Consider the following 17325-nt stretch of genomic DNA (forward strand, 5'->3'; position numbering starts at 1 on the left):
CTCTGCAAAGGACTCCATCTCTGGAGTATCATCCACTTCATTCCGCGCGATAACCGACCAGGCTGGGCGAAGGCGTGGAATCCCTGATACCCACCAGTGGGTATTCATTTGTTGTAACACCCTTTTGCCGTTAGTCAAGGCTATACGGCGGATGGCTGAGAACTCAGTCAAACTCCCTCTAGCATCCCCGTTCGCCCAGCCCTGAACCTCTGATTTCAGCATGCATGCAAGTAGCCAGATTCGACTAACATTCAATCAGGATCACCCGGCAGAGCATGAGGATGACTCCTCTGGTATTGCTGTTCAGGAATCCAAGCCAGCATTGCAGGCACCACCGATGTACAAGGTGGTCTTATTCAATGACGACTACACCCCGATGGATTTTGTCGTCGAAGTGCTCGAAACGTTTTTCGGCATGAACCGGGAGCTGGCAACCAAGATCATGCTCGCCGTCCATACAGAAGGGCGTGCGGTATGTGGTGTGTACACCCGCGATATTGCGGAGACCAAAGCAATGCAGGTCAACCAGTACGCGCGAGAGAGCCAGCATCCGCTACTCTGTGAAATAGAGAAGGACGGTTAACGCCGGCCACTTGGGTATGAGGTGAAGCTATGTTGAATCGAGAGCTCGAAGTCACCCTCAATCTGGCTTTCAAGGAGGCCCGTGCCAAGCGTCATGAGTTCATGACGGTCGAGCATCTGCTGCTCGCCTTGCTGGACAACGAGGCAGCCGCCAGTGTGCTGCGGGCCTGTGGGGCCAACCTCGACAAGCTACGCCACGATTTGCAGGAGTTCATTGACTCCACTACGCCATTGATTCCTCAGCACGATGAAGACCGCGAAACCCAGCCAACCCTGGGTTTCCAGCGTGTTCTGCAACGCGCGGTGTTCCATGTGCAGAGTTCCGGCAAGCGTGAAGTGACCGGCGCCAACGTGCTGGTCGCGATCTTCAGCGAGCAGGAAAGCCAGGCCGTGTTCCTGCTCAAACAGCAGAGTGTGGCCCGCATCGATGTGGTCAACTACATCGCCCATGGCATCTCCAAGGTGCCGGGGCACGGTGATCACCACGAGAACGATCAGGAGATGCAGGATGAGGAGGGCGGCGAGTCCTCTACCTCCAGCAATCCACTGGATGCCTACGCCAGCAATCTCAATGAGCTGGCTCGCCAGGGGCGTATCGACCCGTTGGTCGGGCGTGAGCATGAAGTCGAGCGCGTTGCGCAGATTCTCGCGCGTCGGCGCAAGAACAACCCGCTGCTGGTGGGCGAGGCCGGTGTCGGCAAGACCGCCATCGCCGAAGGTCTGGCCAAGCGTATCGTTGACGAGCAGGTGCCTGATCTGCTGGCCGACAGCGTGGTGTATTCGCTGGATCTCGGTGCGTTGCTGGCCGGCACCAAGTATCGCGGCGACTTCGAGAAGCGCTTCAAGGCGCTACTCAATGAGCTGCGCAAGCGTCCACATGCCATCCTTTTCATCGACGAGATCCACACCATCATCGGCGCGGGCGCGGCGTCGGGTGGGGTCATGGATGCGTCCAACCTGCTCAAACCAGTGCTGTCGTCGGGTGAGATTCGCTGCATCGGCTCCACCACCTTCCAGGAATTTCGCGGCATCTTCGAGAAGGACCGCGCGCTGGCGCGACGCTTCCAGAAGGTCGACGTGGTCGAGCCTTCGGTAGAGGACACCGTCGGTATTCTCAAGGGGCTCAAGGCGCGCTTCGAGCAGCATCACCACATCGAGTACAGCGACGAGGCCCTGCGTGCAGCGGCCGAGCTGGCAGCGCGCTACATCAATGATCGGCATATGCCGGACAAGGCCATCGACGTGATCGACGAGGCGGGTGCCTACCAGCGCCTGCAGCCGGAAGACAAGCGGGTGTCGCGCATCGAAGTCGCCCAGGTCGAAGACATCGTCGCCAAGATCGCGCGGATTCCGCCAAAACACGTATCGAGTTCCGACAAGGAGCTGCTGCGTAATCTGGAGCGTGACCTGAAGCTCACCGTGTTCGGTCAGGATGCCGCTATCGATTCGCTCTCGACCGCCATCAAGCTGTCGCGGGCCGGCCTCAAGGCGCCGGACAAGCCGGTCGGTTCCTTCCTGTTTGCCGGCCCCACGGGCGTGGGCAAGACCGAAGCAGCACGGCAGTTGGCCAAGGCCATGGGCATCGAGCTGGTGCGTTTCGACATGTCGGAGTACATGGAGCGCCATACCGTGTCGCGTTTGATCGGTGCGCCGCCCGGTTATGTCGGTTTCGATCAGGGTGGCCTGCTCACCGAGGCGATCACCAAGCAGCCGCACTGCGTGCTGCTGCTAGATGAGATCGAGAAAGCGCATCCGGAAGTCTTCAACCTGCTGCTGCAGGTGATGGACCACGGCACGCTGACCGACAACAACGGGCGCAAGGCGGATTTCCGCAACGTGATCCTGATCATGACCACCAACGCCGGTGCGGAAACCGCCTCGCGTGCCTCGATCGGTTTCACTCAGCAGGATCACTCCACCGATGCCATGGAAGTCATCAAGAAGAGCTTCACGCCGGAGTTCAGGAACCGCCTGGATACCATCATCCAGTTCGGTCGCCTGAGCCACGAGACCATCAAGAGCATCGTCGACAAGTTCCTCACCGAACTGCAGGCGCAGCTGGAAGACAAGCGTGTCACGCTGGAAGTCAGCGATGCGGCGCGCAGCTGGCTGGCCGAGCGCGGTTACGATGTGATGATGGGCGCGCGGCCGATGGCGCGTTTGATCCAGGACAAGATCAAGCGTCCGCTGGCAGAGGAAATCCTTTTCGGTGAGCTGGCCGAGCACGGCGGCGTGGTACACGTCGACATCAAGGATGGCGAGCCTAGCTTCGAGTTCGAGACGGCGGCAGAGGTCGCCTGATCGAATGGCCTCACGCTCAGCGAAAGCCCTGGTGGCTTTCGCTGAGCCAACGAAAACGCCCGGCATAAGCCGGGCGTTTTCGTTTGGTGCTTGGCTTAACGGGCGCGGTAGGTGATGCGGCCTTTGCTCAAGTCATAAGGTGTCAGCTCAACACGCACCTTGTCACCAGTGAGAATGCGGATGTAGTTCTTGCGCATCTTGCCGGAGATGTGCGCGGTAACGACGTGCCCGTTTTCCAACTCCACGCGGAACATGGTGTTGGGCAGGGTGTCGACGACAGTGCCTTCCATTTCGAAGCTGTCTTCTTTCGACATGCAGTAAAGCCCTCGGTATCCAGGAAATGGCCCGGTGCAACTGGCGCCAGGCAAAAGCGGCGTGCATTGTGCCCGAAAACAGGGGGCTGCGCCAAGTGGCTTGGATTGTCGAGCGTTTGGATGGCTGGCAGAGCGGCTAGGTAAGCAGCGTCCAGCGCTGATTGACGAAAAGTTCGATGGGGCGGTACTGGGTCTTGTAGTTCATCTTGCGGCAGTTCTTGATCCAGTAGCCGAGATAGACGGCCTCCAGCCCCAGGCGCGAGGTTTCGCCGATTTGCCAGAGGATGGCGAATCGGCCAAGGCTGCGGCGCTCTTCAGCCGGATCGTAGAAGGTGTAGACGGCCGACAGGCCATTCGGCAGAACGTCGGTGACGGCGATGGCGAGCAGCTTGTCTTGCAGGCGGAACTCATAGAAGCGCGAAAAAGGCAGATCGCGAATCAGAAAGGTCGAGAACTGCTCGCGGCTCGGCGGGTACATGTCGCCATCGGCGTGGCGCTGTTCGATGTAGCGTACATAGAGTGCGTAATACTCTTCGGTGAATACCGGGCGCACGCAGCGTACGACGATGTCCTGATTGCGCTTGATGATGCGCCGCTGCTGGCGATTTGCCGTAAAGCGCGCGGACGGGATGCGTGCCGGGATGCAGGCTGTGCACTGCTGGCAGTGGGGGCGATAGAGGTGGTCACCGCTGCGGCGAAAACCCAGTTCCGACAGCTCGGCATAGACCTGCACGTCCATGGGCTGGCTGGGGTCTAGAAACAGGGTGGTGGCCTGTTCTTCCGGCAGATAGCTGCATGGATGAGGTTGAGTGGCATAGAACTTCAGGCGGGCCAGCTCGGTCATGGCGTCGTCTCGCAAAAGCCTGATTAAGAGTGTATGCCAGGCTTGGCCGCTCGACTAGGCGAGCCAGTCCGCTGTGGTTGGCAGATCGAGGTGGTGCTGCAGGTACTCGGCAAATGTCGCACGCGGTATGGCTCTTGCGCCGAAACTGTGCAGGTGTTGCGTGGGCATCTGGCAATCGATGAGCACGAAGCCCCATGCGCGCAGCTTGCCGACTAGGGTAGCGAATCCGACCTTGGAAGCGTTGTCGGCGCGACTGAACATGGATTCGCCGAAGAACAGTTGACCCATGGCCAGGCCGTAGAGCCCGCCAACCAGCTCGCCCTCGCTCCAGACTTCCACGGAATGAGCGATGCCGCGTTGGTGCAGTTGCAGGTAGGCGTCCTGCATGCCACGAGTGATCCAGGTGCCATCGGCGTAGGCGCGTGGCTCGGCGCAAGCTTTTATCACGGCCGCAAAATTCTGGTCGAAGGTGACGCTGTAGTGATTTTGTCTCAGTAGCTTGGCCAGGCTGCGAGAAACGTGCAGCTCTTCGGGGAACAGCACCGTGCGCGGATCGGGTGACCACCAGAGGATCGGCTGGCCATCGTCGAACCAGGGGAAGCAGCCGTGGCGGTAGGCGCTGATCAGTCGGTCGGCACTCAGGTCGCCGCCGGCGGCGAGCAGGCCATTGGGTTCGCGCATGGCTTTTGCCAGTGGCGGGAACTGCAGTGAGTCACGTTGCAGCCAGGTCAACATGTGCGCTTGTCCAGCGGAGGAGGGGAGGGCGAGCGATGGTGCTCGCCCTTGTGCCATCAGTTGCCGTCGAGGAATTTCTCGACATCCAGCGCTGCCATGCAGCCTGCGCCGGCCGAGGTGATGGCCTGGCGGTAGACGTGATCGGCCACGTCGCCAGCGGCGAATACACCTTCGATGCTGGTGGCGGTGGCATTGCCTTCGCTGCCGCCTTTGATCTTCAGGTAGCCGTCATGCATGTCCAACTGGCCGACGAACAGCTCGGTATTGGGCTTGTGGCCGATGGCGATGAACACGCCGGCCAGTGCCAGCTCTTTGCTGCTGCCATCGACGGTGCTTTTCAGGCGTACGCCGGTCACGCCGGTCTGGTCGCCCACTACTTCGTCCAGGGTGTGGTTCCAGTGCAGGCGCATGTTGCCGTTCTCGACCTTGTCGAACAGCTTGTCCTGCAGGATCTTCTCCGAGCGCAGCTTGTCGCGGCGGTGCACCAGGTGCACTTCCTTGGCGATGTTGGACAGGTACAGTGCTTCTTCCACGGCGGTGTTGCCGCCGCCGATCACAGCAACCACCTGGTTGCGGTAGAAGAAACCGTCGCAGGTCGCGCAGGCGGAAACGCCTTTGCCGGCGAACGCTTCTTCCGACGGCAGCCCCAGGTACTGGGCGCTGGCGCCGGTGGCGATGATCAGGGCATCGCAGCTATAGGTGCCGCTGTCGCCCTTGAGCACGAAAGGACGGCTCTGCAACTCGGCGGTGTGGATGTGGTCGTAAACGATCTCGGTGTCGAAACGCTCGGCATGTTTTTGCATGCGTTCCATCAGCGCTGGGCCGGTGAGGCCTTCGACGTCACCCGGCCAGTTGTCCACTTCGGTGGTGGTGGTGAGCTGACCGCCAGGCTGGATGCCGGTGATGACCACGGGCTTGAGGTTGGCGCGCGCGGCATAAACGGCGGCGCTGTAACCGGCAGGACCGGAGCCCAGGATGATCAGGCGGGAATGCTTGACTTCGCTCATAAAAAAACCCCATAAGCCTTTGTCACAAAAGAGAATGCGTGCTCCAATTGAGCCGCATGGAAGCTGCTGGCGGCTATGCTACACCGAAGCGGGGTGGGTGCGGGAGCTTGGCAATTGGCCTCGGCGTCAGGCTGGCCCTACAATAGGCCGCTTCTGCGGTTAACCATCAGATGGACGCGCCAAGGGCGCAGGAAATGGCTGTTTTGAAGAATTCCACCACCCAGATTATCGACTGGCGTCAGAAGCTTCAGTATCGACTGAAGGAAGGCGCATTGATCGCCCTGGGCGCGATGTGCCTGTACCTGCTGATGGCACTGTTGACCTACAACGCCGCCGATCCGGCCTGGGACAACAGTGTGCAGGTCGAGCGCATCATCAACGCCGGCGGCAGCATTGGCGCCTGGCTCTCCAGTGCACTGTTCGGCGCACTGGGCTACTTTGCCTATATCTTCCCACTCTTGCTGGCAGCCAAGACCTGGCAGGTGTTCCGCACGCGTAATCAGCCCTGGCACTGGAACGGCTGGCTGTTTTCCTGGCACAGCATCGGCCTGGTATTCCTGATTCTTTCCGGCGCTGCGCTGGGCGACATTCATTTTGCAGCGGCCGCTGGCATGCAGGGCTCCGGTGGCGGCATGCTCGGCGCCAGCCTGGGTGATCTGGCCGTGCATGCGCTGAACGTGCAGGGCAGCACGTTGATATTCCTGGCGCTGTTCCTGTTCGGTTTGACCGTCTTCACCGATCTGTCCTGGTTCCGCGTAATGGACCTGACCGGCAAGATCACCCTCGACCTGATCGAGCTGATTCACGGCGCCATCACTGGTTGGTGGAATGCCCGTAGCGAGCGTAAGCAGATGAAGATTCAACTGCGCGAGCTGGACGAACGGGTCACCGAGGTAGCTGCACCAGTGGTGTCGGACCGTCGCGAGCAAGCCAAGGTCAAGGAGCGCCTGCTCGAGCGCGAGGAGTCGCTGAGCAAGCACATGAGCGAGCGCGAGAAGCGCCCCGCGCCAGTGATCGCGCCGCCACCCGTGGCCAAGGCGCCGGAACCGAGCAAGCGCGTGCAGAAGGAAAAGCAGGCGCCGCTGTTCGTCGACAGCGCGGTGGAAGGCACCTTGCCGCCGATTTCCCTGCTCGATCCGGCGGAAGCCAAGAAGGTCGAGTACTCGCCGGAATCGCTCAAGGGCGTCGGCCATCTGCTGGAAATCAAGCTCAAGGAGTTCGGTGTCGAGGTCGCGGTGGATTCGATCCACCCGGGCCCGGTGATCACCCGCTACGAAATCCAGCCGGCCGCCGGGGTCAAGGTCAGTCGCATCGCCAACCTGGCCAAGGACCTAGCGCGTTCGCTGGCCGTGACCAGCGTGCGGGTGGTTGAAGTCATTCCCGGCAAGACCACCGTTGGTATCGAAATTCCCAACGAGAACCGTCAGATCGTGCGTTTCTCCGAGGTGCTGTCGACGCCCGAATACGATGATGCCAAGTCGCCGGTCACCCTTGCGCTCGGGCATGACATCGGTGGCAAACCGGTGATCACCGATCTGGCCAAGATGCCGCACCTGCTGGTGGCCGGTACCACCGGCTCCGGTAAGTCGGTGGGCGTGAACGCGATGATCCTGTCGATTTTGTTCAAGTCGAGCCCGGAAGACGCCAAGCTGATCATGATCGACCCGAAAATGCTCGAGTTGTCGATCTACGAGGGCATTCCGCACCTGCTTTGCCCGGTGGTCACCGACATGAAGGAGGCGGCCAACGCCCTGCGTTGGAGCGTTGCCGAGATGGAGCGCCGTTACAAGCTGATGTCGAAGATGGGCGTGCGCAACCTGGCGGGCTTCAACCGCAAGGTCAAGGATGCCATCGAAGCTGGCGAGCCATTGGCTGACCCGCTATTCCGTCGCGAAAGCATGGACGACGAGGCACCGCTGCTCAAACCCCTGCCGACCATCGTGGTAGTGGTCGACGAATTCGCCGACATGATGATGATCGTCGGCAAGAAGGTCGAAGAGCTGATCGCGCGTATCGCTCAGAAGGCACGTGCGGCCGGTATTCACCTGATTCTCGCCACCCAGCGCCCCTCGGTGGACGTGATCACCGGCCTGATCAAAGCCAACATCCCGACCCGTATGGCGTTCCAGGTCTCCAGCAAGATCGATTCGCGCACCATCATCGACCAGGGTGGCGCCGAGCAGCTGTTGGGGCACGGTGACATGCTCTACATGCCGCCCGGCACCAGCTTGCCCATTCGTGTTCACGGTGCCTTCGTCTCCGACGATGAAGTGCATCGCGTGGTCGAGGCCTGGAAGCTGCGTGGCGCGCCTGATTACAACGAAGACATCCTCGCCGGCGCCGAAGAAGGTGGCAGCGGCTTCGAGGGCAGCAGCAGTGGTGAAGGCGGCGAGGGCAGCGAGGAAGATCCGCTATACGACGAAGCCGTCAACTTCGTTCTGGAAAGCCGCCGCGCGTCGATTTCCGCGGTGCAGCGCAAGCTGAAGATCGGCTACAACCGCGCTGCGCGAATGATCGAGGCGATGGAAATGGCCGGCGTGGTCAGTTCGATGAATACCAACGGGTCACGCGAGGTGCTCGCGCCCGGTTCATCTCGTGACTGAGTGTTGCGTCTCGCGGACAAACCACTGAATTAGCGGTCTACAAGACTTCACGGTAGCCAAGCGCTGCCGAGCAATGCGAGGTGCGGAGTCGCCTCGCCATTCTCATACGGACTCAAGGGGTTTATATGCGTGTTATTCGCCTGCTGATGCTGGCTGCTCTGAGCTTTACCCTGCTGACTGCCCAGGCTGATGAAGAGGCAGCCACCAAGCGCCTGAGCGACCTGCTCAGCCAGGCACAGACCATCAGTGCGCGCTTTTCTCAGCTGACCCTCGATGCCAGCGGCACCCAGCTGCAGGAAACCGCCGGGGAAATGCTGCTCAAACGTCCTGGTATGTTCCGCTGGCACACCGACCAGCCGATGGAGCAACTGCTCGTGTCCAACGGTGAAAAAGTCTGGCTGTATGACCCGGATCTGGAGCAGGTCACCATTCAGACCCTCGATCAGCGCCTGACTCACACTCCGGCACTGCTGCTGTCCGGTGATGTATCGCAGATTCGCGAGAACTTCGAGATCGACTACAAGGAAGGCGGTAGCGTGGTCGACTTCATTCTTAAGCCCAAGGCCAAGGACAGCCTGTTCGACAGCCTGCGCCTGTCGTTCCGTAATCGTGTGCTCAACGACATGCAGTTGATCGACAGCATCGGCCAGCGCACCAATATCCTGTTCCTCAATGTGAAGATGAACGAGCCGGTCGATAACGGCCAGTTCACCTTCGACATTCCGCAAGGCGTGGACGTCATTCAGGAGTAAGGCGTGGATCTGTTCGGCCGCCACCCTGTCGCGCAGCCCCTGGCCGCGCGTTTGCGTGCAACCAGCCTGGACGAATATGTCGGGCAGGAGCATGTGCTGGCGCCGGGCAAGCCGCTGCGCGAGGCGCTGGAGCAGGGCGCTTTGCACTCGATGATCTTCTGGGGGCCGCCCGGCGTGGGCAAAACCACCCTGGCGCGCCTGCTGGCCAAGGTCACCGACGCTCATTTCGAGACCATCTCCGCGGTGCTGTCCGGGGTCAAGGAGATCCGCCAGGCCGTCGAGGTGGCTCAACAGCATGCGGCGCAGTACGGCCGTCGTACCATCCTCTTCGTCGACGAAGTGCACCGCTTCAACAAGAGCCAGCAGGATGCGTTCCTGCCCTATGTGGAAGACGGCACGCTGATCTTCATCGGTGCCACCACCGAGAATCCCTCGTTCGAGCTGAACAATGCGCTGCTGTCGCGTGCGCGCGTCTATGTGCTCAAGAGCCTCGACGAGGCGGCGATGCGCAAGCTGGTCAATCGTGCGCTGAGCGACCCGAAAGGCTTGGGCGATCGCCATCTCAGCCTGCCGGACGAGGCCTTTCAGATTCTTCTGGCCGCTGCCGATGGCGATGGCCGTCGCCTGCTCAACTTTCTCGAGAATGCTGCCGATCTGGCGGAAGACGACGGCGAGATCGGCGTCGAACTGCTGCAGAACCTGCTGGGCGACAGCCGGCGCCGTTTCGACAAGGGCGGCGAAGCCTTCTACGACCAGATTTCAGCGCTGCACAAGTCGGTACGTGGCTCCAGCCCGGACGGCGCGCTGTACTGGTACGCGCGTATGCTCGACGGCGGCTGCGACCCGCTGTACATCGCCCGTCGCGTGGTGCGTATGGCCAGTGAGGATATCGGCAACGCCGACCCGCGCGCGCTGACCCTGTGCCTCAATGCCTGGGATGTGCAGGAGCGCCTTGGCAGCCCGGAAGGCGAGCTGGCCGTGGCCCAGGCCATCGTCTATCTGGCCTGTGCGCCTAAGAGCAATGCGGTCTATACGGCTTTCAAGGCGGCCATGCGCGATGCCGCCGAGCAGGGCTCGCAGGAGGTCCCGCTGCATCTGCGCAATGCCCCCACCAAGCTGATGAAGCAGCTCGGCTATGGCGATGAATACCGCTACGCCCACGACGAGCCCGATGCCTATGCGGCGGGCGAGGATTACTTCCCTGAGAATCTGCAGCCACGCCAGTATTACGACCCGGTGCCACGCGGCCTAGAGTTGAAGATTCGCGACAAGCTGCAACATCTGCGGAGTCAGGACGCCAATAGTCCGAGGCAGAGGAGAAAATGATGATTCGTGTAGCACTTGCCGTCGCTGTAGGGGGCGCGGCTGGTTCGGTCATGCGCTTTCTGGTTGCCAGTTGGGTGGCGGGCAACTGGCCCCGGCATTTCTACCTGGGCACCTTTGCGGTAAATGTCGTCGGCTGCCTGCTGATTGGTCTGCTGTCAGGCTTGTTCCTGACCCGTACCGATCTGCCGCTGGAGCTGCGTACCGGACTGATTACTGGCGTTCTGGGTGGCTTCACCACTTTTTCGTCTTTCAGCCTGGAAATCATGAAACTGATGGAGAGCGGTCGTGCGCCCGAGGCCTTCGGTTACCTGGCATTCAGTATCATTGGCGGTCTGCTGGCCGCCTGGGCCGGTCTGAGCCTGGCTCGATTGGCATCCTGACCCGCTAAAGCTTTACACTCGGCAACCCGCGTCACGCTGGTGGCCGCAACCTTTTTTCGTCGATGTATTGAGACCTGAACATGCTCGATTCCAAACTTGTCCGCACGCAACTCACCGAAATCGCCGAGCGCCTCGCCACTCGTGGCTTCGCTCTCGACGTCGCCCGCTTCGAGGCCCTGGAGAGTCAGCGCAAGTCGGTGCAGGTGCGCACCGAGCAACTGCAGGCCGAGCGCAACAGCCGTTCCAAGTCCATCGGCCAGGCCAAGGCCCGCGGCGAAGATATCGCGCCGCTGCTGGCGGAAGTCGACCAGATGGGCAACGACCTGGAAGCCGGCAAGCGTGAGCTGGACGCTATCCAGAACGAGCTGGACAATCTGCTGCTGAACATCCCCAACCTGCCGCACGAGTCCGTGCCGGTGGGCGCCGATGAAGACGGCAACGTCGAGGTGGCACGCTGGGGTACGCCGCGTAGCTTCGATTTCGAGATCAAGGATCACGTCGCCCTCGGCGAGCAGCACGGCTGGCTGGACTTCGAGACCGCTGCCAAGCTCTCCGGCGCGCGTTTCGCCTTGCTGCGCGGTCCCATCGCGCGCCTGCATCGCGCCCTGGCGCAGTTCATGATCAACCTGCACACCGGCGAGCACGGTTATGAAGAGGCTTACACACCGTACCTGGTGCAGGCTCCGGCGCTGCAGGGCACTGGTCAGCTGCCGAAGTTCGAGGAAGACCTGTTCAAGATCGCCCGTGAAGATCAGGCCGACCTGTACCTGATCCCGACTGCCGAAGTGTCGCTTACCAATATCGTCGCGGGCGAAATTCTCGATGCCAAACAGCTGCCGCTGAAATTCGTCGCCCACACGCCGTGCTTCCGCAGTGAGGCGGGCGCATCCGGGCGTGATACCCGTGGCATGATTCGCCAGCATCAGTTCGACAAGGTCGAGATGGTGCAGATCGTCGAGCCGTCCAAGTCCTTCGAGGCCCTGGAGGGCATGACCGCCAATGCCGAGCGCGTGCTGCAGTTGCTTGAGCTGCCGTATCGCAAGCTGGCCCTGTGCACGGGTGACATGGGCTTCTCCGCGGTGAAAACCTACGACCTGGAAGTCTGGGTGCCGAGCCAGGACAAGTACCGCGAGATTTCTTCCTGCTCCAACTGCGGCGACTTCCAGGCGCGCCGCATGCAGGCGCGCTACCGCAACCCGGAAACCAATAAGCCGGAGCTGCTGCACACGCTCAATGGCTCTGGCCTGGCGGTCGGTCGCACCTTGGTGGCAGTGCTGGAGAATTATCAGCAGGCCGATGGCAGCATTCGTGTGCCCGAGGTGCTGAAACCCTATATGGGCGGCATCGAAGTGATCGGCTGATAGGCCATCACGACGCAAAAAAAACGGGGCGTTAGCAACTGCCCCGTTTCAATGGAGGTAGGGTGCGCCATGCGCACCAGAGCCTTACACCGTAGTTTGGTGCGCGCAGCGCACCCTACGACCGACCTCTGATGAGGCTGATCTGATGCAATTCCTTCCGCTGTTCCACAAGCTGCAGGATCGCCCGGTACTGGTGATCGGCGGTGGTGAGGTTGCGCTGCGCAAGGCGCGCCTGTTGAGCGACGCCGGCGCTCGGCTGCGTGTGGTTGCCCCGGAAATCCGTAGTGAGTTGCAGGCGCTGGCCGGCGCTGACGGCATCTTCCTGCGCGGCTATGTGAGCAGTGATCTGCAGGGCGTTGCCCTGGTCATCGCTGCCACCGATGACGTGCCGCTAAATGCGCAGATTTCAGCCGACGCCCAGGCACTGGGTATTCCCGTCAACGTGGTGGATGCGCCGGCGCTGTGCAGCGTGATCTTTCCCGCCATCGTCGATCGCTCGCCGCTGATCGTCGCGGTCAGCAGTGGCGGCGATGCGCCGGTGCTGGCGCGTCTGATCCGCGCCAAGATCGAGACCTGGATTCCGGCCACCTACGGCCAGTTGGCCAACCTGGGCAAGCGCTTCCGTGAGCAGGTCAAGCAGCTGTTCCCCGATGTGCAACAGCGCCGCGTGTTCTGGGAGGACGTGTTTCAAGGGCAGATCGCCGAGAGCGTGTTTGCCGGCAAGCCGGAGGAGGCCGAGCGCCTGCTCGAGGCGCGCGTGGCCGGTGCTGCGCCGCGCGCTTTGGGCGAGGTGTATCTGGTCGGCGCCGGGCCTGGTGATCCGGATCTTCTGACTTTCCGTGCCCTGCGTTTAATGCAGCAAGCCGACGTCGTGCTGTACGACCGTCTGGTGGCGCCCGCTATCATCGAGTTGTGTCGGCGTGATGCCGAGCGCATCTATGTCGGCAAGCGCCGCGCCGATCACGCGGTGCCGCAGGAGCAGATCAACCAACTGCTGATCGACCTGGCTCGCCAGGGTAAGCGCGTGCTGCGCCTGAAAGGCGGCGATCCGTTCATCTTCGGTCGTGGCGGTGAAGAGATCGAGCAACTGGCTGCCGAGGACATTCCCTTCCAGGTCGTCCCGGGCATCACCGCGGCTTCGGGCTGTGCGGCCTATGCCGGCATCCCGCTGACCCATCGCGACCATGCGCAGTCAGTGCGTTTCGTTACCGGGCATCTCAAGGATGGCAGCAGCAACTTGCCGTGGCAGGACCTGGTCGCGCCGGGGCAAACCCTGGTGTTCTACATGGGCTTGGTCGGCTTGCCGGGTATCTGCGAGCAACTGATTGCGCACGGCCGTTCGGGCGCCACGCCTGCGGCATTGGTGCAGCAGGGCACCACGCAGAATCAGCGAGTCTTCACTGGCACGCTGGAAACCCTGCCGGAGCTTGTCGCCGAACATGAAGTACACGCCCCCACGCTGGTGATCGTCGGGGAAGTGGTCACCCTGCGTGACAAGCTGGCCTGGTTCGAAGGCGCTCAGAACAGCATCTGACGCCCAGCGACTGAAGCCTCGTTGTCGAGGCTTCAGTCAGCAGCCATCGCGTTTCTAACGCTGGAACACACCTTTGCCCGACAGGCGCTGGCGATCATGTGTGCGAGTGAAATCCTGCTGCGGCCCTTTGGGAATCACGCCGGTCGGATTGATGGTGGCGTGGCTGGCGTAGTAGTGCGACTTGATGTGGGTGAAGTCCACCGTCTCGGCGATGCCTGGCCACTGGTACAGCTCGCGTAGCCAGTTGGACAGGTTCGGGTAGTCCTCGATGCGTCGCAGGTTGCACTTGAAATGCCCGTGATAGACAGCATCGAAGCGAATCAGCGTGGTGAACAGGCGAATGTCCGCCTCGGTCAGGTATTCGCCTGCCAGGTAGCGGTTTTTGCCCAGCAGCGCTTCCAGCTCGTCGAGCATGGCGAACAGTTCGTCGAAGGCCTCTTCGTAGGCTTCCTGCGTGGTGGCGAAGCCTGCGCGGTAAACGCCGTTGTTCACGGCCGGGTAGATGCGCTCGTTGAGCTGGTCAATGCGCTCACGTAGCGGTTCGGGGTAGAAGTCCAGGCCGTTGCCGGTCAGGCCGTCGAACGAGCTGTTGAACATGCGGATAAGTTCAGCCGACTCGTTACTGACGATGCCGCCGGTCTGCTTGTCCCACAGCACGGGTACGGTAACGCGGCCGGTGTAATGACTGTCGTCGGAGGTGTAGCGCTGATGCATGTAGCCCAGGTTATCGAGGTGGTCGCCGCTGGAGCCGAACTCGCGGTCGAAGGTCCAGCCCTGTTCGCGCATCAACCAGCTCACCACGGAGACATCGATCAGCGATTCGAGGCCTTTGAGCTTGCGCAGGATCAGGGTGCGATGAGCCCAGGGGCAGGCCAGCGATACATAGAGGTGATAACGCCCGGCCTCGGCCTTGAAACCGCCGCTGCCGCTCTGCCCTGCGCTACCGTCGGCGGTTACCCAGTTACGGCGTTGTGCGTTTTCGCGCTGGAAGCGGCCACTGTCGCCGGTGTCGTACCATTGGTCATGCCAGCGGCCGTCGATCAACAAGCCCATAACGTGTGCCTCCGTTTTGAATGAATCTGGAGTCTAGCGTGATGAACTCGATTGAAAGGTGGAAAAAGCTGGCTTAAGTAATCGACTGATTAGATTGAAAGCGTGTATCCCAGCGCTGCTGGGCCTGCTGGAACGCCGCTTCGCGATCCAGGCCCAGCCCGCGCAGTGCGACGGCCATGGTGGCGATGACCGCCAGGCGACCGTAAGCATCATCGTGCTCGCCGCGCCAGAAGGCGCCCAGCACGGCCGGGTCGAGTCGCTCGGGTTTGACATGGCGCTGCGCTGACAGCGCCGGCCATTCTTCGTCCCAGTCTTCACCATCGAGCGTGCCATGCAGGTGGCAGGCACCGTCTGGATTGACCTCGATCTCGCCGCCTTCGCCCTTGATCACTATGGCGTGATCACCCAGCAGTCGACTGGCCTCGCGATGCACGGCCTGGTAACCGGGATGGAAGATGCTTTGCAGTCCACAGCAGGCACCGAGCGGGTTGATCACTCGCGCCAGGGAATGGATAGGCGAGCGCAGGCCCAGGGTGTTGCGCAGATCGATCATGCGCTGGAGCGCCGGCATCCAGTCGCCCAGGTAGCTGTAGGCCAGGTTGTGTTGGTCGAGCGCCGCCTCCACTGCTTGCCAGTCCTGGCAGTAGGGGATGTCCAGTTGTTCCAGCAGTTGTTCGGTATACATGCGCCCTGCGGTATGCGCACCACCGCCATGCATGAAGATGCGCACACCACTGGCGGACAGAGCTTTGGCTGCCAGCAGATACCACGGCAGATGACGTTTCTTGCCGGCATAGCTGGGCCAGTCCAGGTCGACCTGCATATTTGGGGCGGCGAGCCGTGGGCGAATGGCTTCGGTGAAGCCGGCGAGCTCTTCGGCGCTTTCTTCCTTGTGCCGCAGCAGCATCAGGAAGGCGCCGAGCTGGGTGTCCTCGACCTTGCCATCGAGCAGCAGGCCCATGGCTTCGCGGGCCTCCTCGCGCGTCAGGCTGCGCGCACCGCGCTTGCCCTTGCCGAGAATACGCACGAACTGGGCGAAGGGATGTTCGGCGGGAGTGATCAGGTTCATAGGCAATTGGTCGGTTTCGGCAGGCCAGCGAGCTTGGCGGCGAGTTTGGCAGGGGTGCCCTTGAACAGGCGATTGAGGTGCAGGCTGTTGCCTTTGTCCGTACCGAGCTTCAGAGCGGCGTACTTGATCAGCGGACGGTTGGCCGGCGACAGCTGAAACTCCGCGTAGAAGGCGCGCAGCAGGTCGAGAATCTCCCAGTGATCGTCACTCAGTTGCAACTCTTCCGCTGCGGCTAGCGCCTCGGCTACGGGGCGTGACCAATCCTGCAGGTCGATCAGGTAGCCGTCCTTGTCCAAGGCAATGTCACGTCCGCCGACGTTAAGCGTGCTCATAGCCAGCTATTGACCTTGGCGTAGCGGGTGCATAGTTCGACGAATTCTGGATAGTCGACGGCCTGAGCGCGTTCGGACGCCTGTAGCGCGCGTGCGGTCAGGTCTTCGCTCAGGGCGTAGAGCGCAACACTGGCAGGCATCAGCTGCAGCGCTTGCAGATTGGTCGTGCCGGGCTGCAGTGCATAGACCGCATCGCCAGTGAGTAGCAGGGCGTCGCCTGCACCCAGCAAGCGCAGGCAACTGGCGAGGCGGCTATCGGTGAACGGCGAATGGGAGAGAATGTGCAGGGTGGCCATCAGAGGGTGATCACCTGATCGTAGCGGTCGAGAAGGGCGGTCAGCGCGCTGTCGTCGAGTCGCTGTACTGCCAGATTCAGTTCGCGGTCGCCAAGGCCGCGCTCGCTCAGGCTGCGCTGGCTAGCGTACAGCGCCTCGACACCGAACATCGGCAGCGCCTGCAGGTTGGCGCTGAGGTCTTTCTGTTGCAGCTGGCCGGGTTGCTGTCCAGCGCTGAGCTGAAAAACGCCGTCATCGAGAAACAGCATGCCGATGGGCAAATCGAAGGCACCGCCGGCCAGGGCGATATCCAGTGCCTCACGCGCACCAGGGCCGCTCCAGGGAGCTTGGCGGCTGATGATCAACAGTGACTTGCTCATTCACTGACCTCCGAAGCAGACCAGGCGGTCGGCCTGTTGCGCGGCCTCATGCAGCTGGCCCAGGCCGGACAGCTCCCATGGTGCCTCCAGGTTGGCAGCCGGCCTGGCGTAGCGCTGCGCTTCTTCGGCGTTGAGTACGCCACGGCGCAGGGCAGCGGCGATGCAGACCACCGCGTCGAGCCCGTTGGTGGTAACGAATTCGCGCCATTCCCTGGGCAGGTCCAGCTCGTCCTGTGGGCTGACCACGTTGCTGGCGGCGCTGTGCACGCCGTCCTGATAGAAGAACAGGCGAGCGATTTCGTGGCCGCCGGCCAATGTCGCCTGGGCGAAGCGCAATGCGCGACGCGACGCGGGCTGGTGAGGGGCGGCGAACAGGGCGATGGCAAACTTCATGGGGCGTCCGACGAGGCAAAACTGTGCCAATGATAAGGCCAGGGTGCCTGGCAAACAAAGAATCACGAAACAGACGCGCAAGAA

18 protein-coding genes are annotated in these 17325 nt (G+C 61.7%); 8 read left to right on the plus strand and 10 right to left on the minus strand.

The features are described from left to right. Positions 1-220: 220 nt before the first annotated feature. On the plus strand, positions 221-583 hold the full coding sequence (gene clpS, locus RTH74_RS09490) for an ATP-dependent Clp protease adapter ClpS (protein WP_003460431.1): 363 nt from the start codon (positions 221-223) through the stop codon (positions 581-583). Between the two features lie 29 nt (positions 584-612). Next, complete coding sequence (clpA, locus tag RTH74_RS09495) at positions 613-2883, plus strand: ATP-dependent Clp protease ATP-binding subunit ClpA (protein WP_099523948.1); 2271 nt, start codon at positions 613-615, stop codon at positions 2881-2883. 95 nt (positions 2884-2978) lie between these two features. Here clpA and infA read toward each other — a convergent pair whose 3' ends face one another. The 4 genes from infA to trxB all read right to left on the minus strand — a co-directional run bounded on the left by infA (position 2979) and on the right by trxB (position 5783). Next, complete coding sequence (infA, locus tag RTH74_RS09500; RefSeq protein WP_002553999.1) at positions 2979-3197, minus strand: translation initiation factor IF-1; 219 nt, start codon at positions 3195-3197, stop codon at positions 2979-2981. 136 nt (positions 3198-3333) lie between these two features. Then, positions 3334-4041, minus strand: a complete 708-nt coding sequence (locus RTH74_RS09505; protein WP_280084870.1) for an arginyltransferase — start codon at positions 4039-4041, stop codon at positions 3334-3336. Positions 4042-4095: 54 nt separating this feature from the next. Beyond that, positions 4096-4776 carry a leucyl/phenylalanyl-tRNA--protein transferase gene (gene aat, locus RTH74_RS09510; RefSeq protein ID WP_280084869.1) on the minus strand — a complete coding sequence of 227 codons (681 nt, stop codon included), beginning with the start codon at positions 4774-4776 and terminating at the stop codon, positions 4096-4098. Positions 4777-4832: 56 nt separating this feature from the next. Next, positions 4833-5783 (minus strand): thioredoxin-disulfide reductase, encoded by a 951-nt coding sequence (trxB, locus tag RTH74_RS09515; protein ID WP_316914506.1) that lies wholly within the window; start codon positions 5781-5783, stop codon positions 4833-4835. A gap of 194 nt (positions 5784-5977) precedes the next feature. On the opposite strand from trxB, the gene RTH74_RS09520 reads away from it, so the two are divergent. The 6 genes from RTH74_RS09520 (at position 5978) to cysG (ending at position 13739) form a co-directional block, all read left to right on the plus strand. After that, positions 5978-8386, plus strand: coding sequence for a DNA translocase FtsK (locus tag RTH74_RS09520; protein ID WP_420713149.1), 2409 nt, complete (start codon positions 5978-5980; stop codon positions 8384-8386). 125 nt (positions 8387-8511) lie between these two features. Continuing rightward, positions 8512-9138, plus strand: coding sequence for an outer membrane lipoprotein chaperone LolA (lolA, locus tag RTH74_RS09525; protein WP_316914508.1), 627 nt, complete (start codon positions 8512-8514; stop codon positions 9136-9138). A 3-nt stretch (positions 9139-9141) separates the two neighbouring features. Further along, entirely contained in the window at positions 9142-10464 is a 1323-nt protein-coding gene (locus RTH74_RS09530; protein WP_316914509.1) for a replication-associated recombination protein A, read from the plus strand. Then, on the plus strand, positions 10464-10844 hold the full coding sequence (gene crcB, locus RTH74_RS09535; RefSeq protein WP_316914510.1) for a fluoride efflux transporter CrcB: 381 nt from the start codon (positions 10464-10466) through the stop codon (positions 10842-10844). The genes RTH74_RS09530 and crcB overlap by 1 nt, the downstream gene beginning before the upstream one ends. Positions 10845-10924: 80 nt before the next feature. Further along, complete coding sequence (gene serS, locus RTH74_RS09540) at positions 10925-12205, plus strand: serine--tRNA ligase (protein WP_296234504.1); 1281 nt, start codon at positions 10925-10927, stop codon at positions 12203-12205. A 145-nt stretch (positions 12206-12350) separates the two neighbouring features. Beyond that, positions 12351-13739, plus strand: coding sequence for a siroheme synthase CysG (gene cysG, locus RTH74_RS09545; protein ID WP_316914511.1), 1389 nt, complete (start codon positions 12351-12353; stop codon positions 13737-13739). 54 nt (positions 13740-13793) lie between these two features. Here cysG and RTH74_RS09550 read toward each other — a convergent pair whose 3' ends face one another. The 6 genes from RTH74_RS09550 to tusD all read right to left on the minus strand — a co-directional run bounded on the left by RTH74_RS09550 (position 13794) and on the right by tusD (position 17241). Continuing rightward, complete coding sequence (locus RTH74_RS09550; RefSeq protein ID WP_316914512.1) at positions 13794-14792, minus strand: glutathione S-transferase family protein; 999 nt, start codon at positions 14790-14792, stop codon at positions 13794-13796. Positions 14793-14865: 73 nt separating this feature from the next. Then, positions 14866-15861, minus strand: a complete 996-nt coding sequence (locus RTH74_RS09555; protein WP_316914513.1) for a glycosyl transferase family protein — start codon at positions 15859-15861, stop codon at positions 14866-14868. Next, positions 15858-16193 (minus strand): TusE/DsrC/DsvC family sulfur relay protein, encoded by a 336-nt coding sequence (locus tag RTH74_RS09560; protein WP_273257730.1) that lies wholly within the window; start codon positions 16191-16193, stop codon positions 15858-15860. The genes RTH74_RS09555 and RTH74_RS09560 overlap by 4 nt, the downstream gene beginning before the upstream one ends. After that, positions 16190-16489, minus strand: a complete 300-nt coding sequence (tusB, locus tag RTH74_RS09565; protein ID WP_316914514.1) for a sulfurtransferase complex subunit TusB — start codon at positions 16487-16489, stop codon at positions 16190-16192. Before tusB ends, RTH74_RS09560 begins: the two co-directional genes overlap by 4 nt. Beyond that, positions 16489-16848, minus strand: a complete 360-nt coding sequence (gene tusC / locus RTH74_RS09570) for a sulfurtransferase complex subunit TusC (protein ID WP_316914515.1) — start codon at positions 16846-16848, stop codon at positions 16489-16491. The genes tusB and tusC overlap by 1 nt, the downstream gene beginning before the upstream one ends. Continuing rightward, positions 16849-17241 (minus strand): sulfurtransferase complex subunit TusD, encoded by a 393-nt coding sequence (tusD, locus tag RTH74_RS09575; protein ID WP_316914516.1) that lies wholly within the window; start codon positions 17239-17241, stop codon positions 16849-16851. Between the last annotated feature and the right edge of the window lie 84 nt (positions 17242-17325).

It is taken from the genome of Pseudomonas sp. zfem001, assembly GCF_032621725.1.
In the GTDB taxonomy this organism is placed as follows: domain Bacteria; phylum Pseudomonadota; class Gammaproteobacteria; order Pseudomonadales; family Pseudomonadaceae; genus Aquipseudomonas; species Aquipseudomonas sediminis.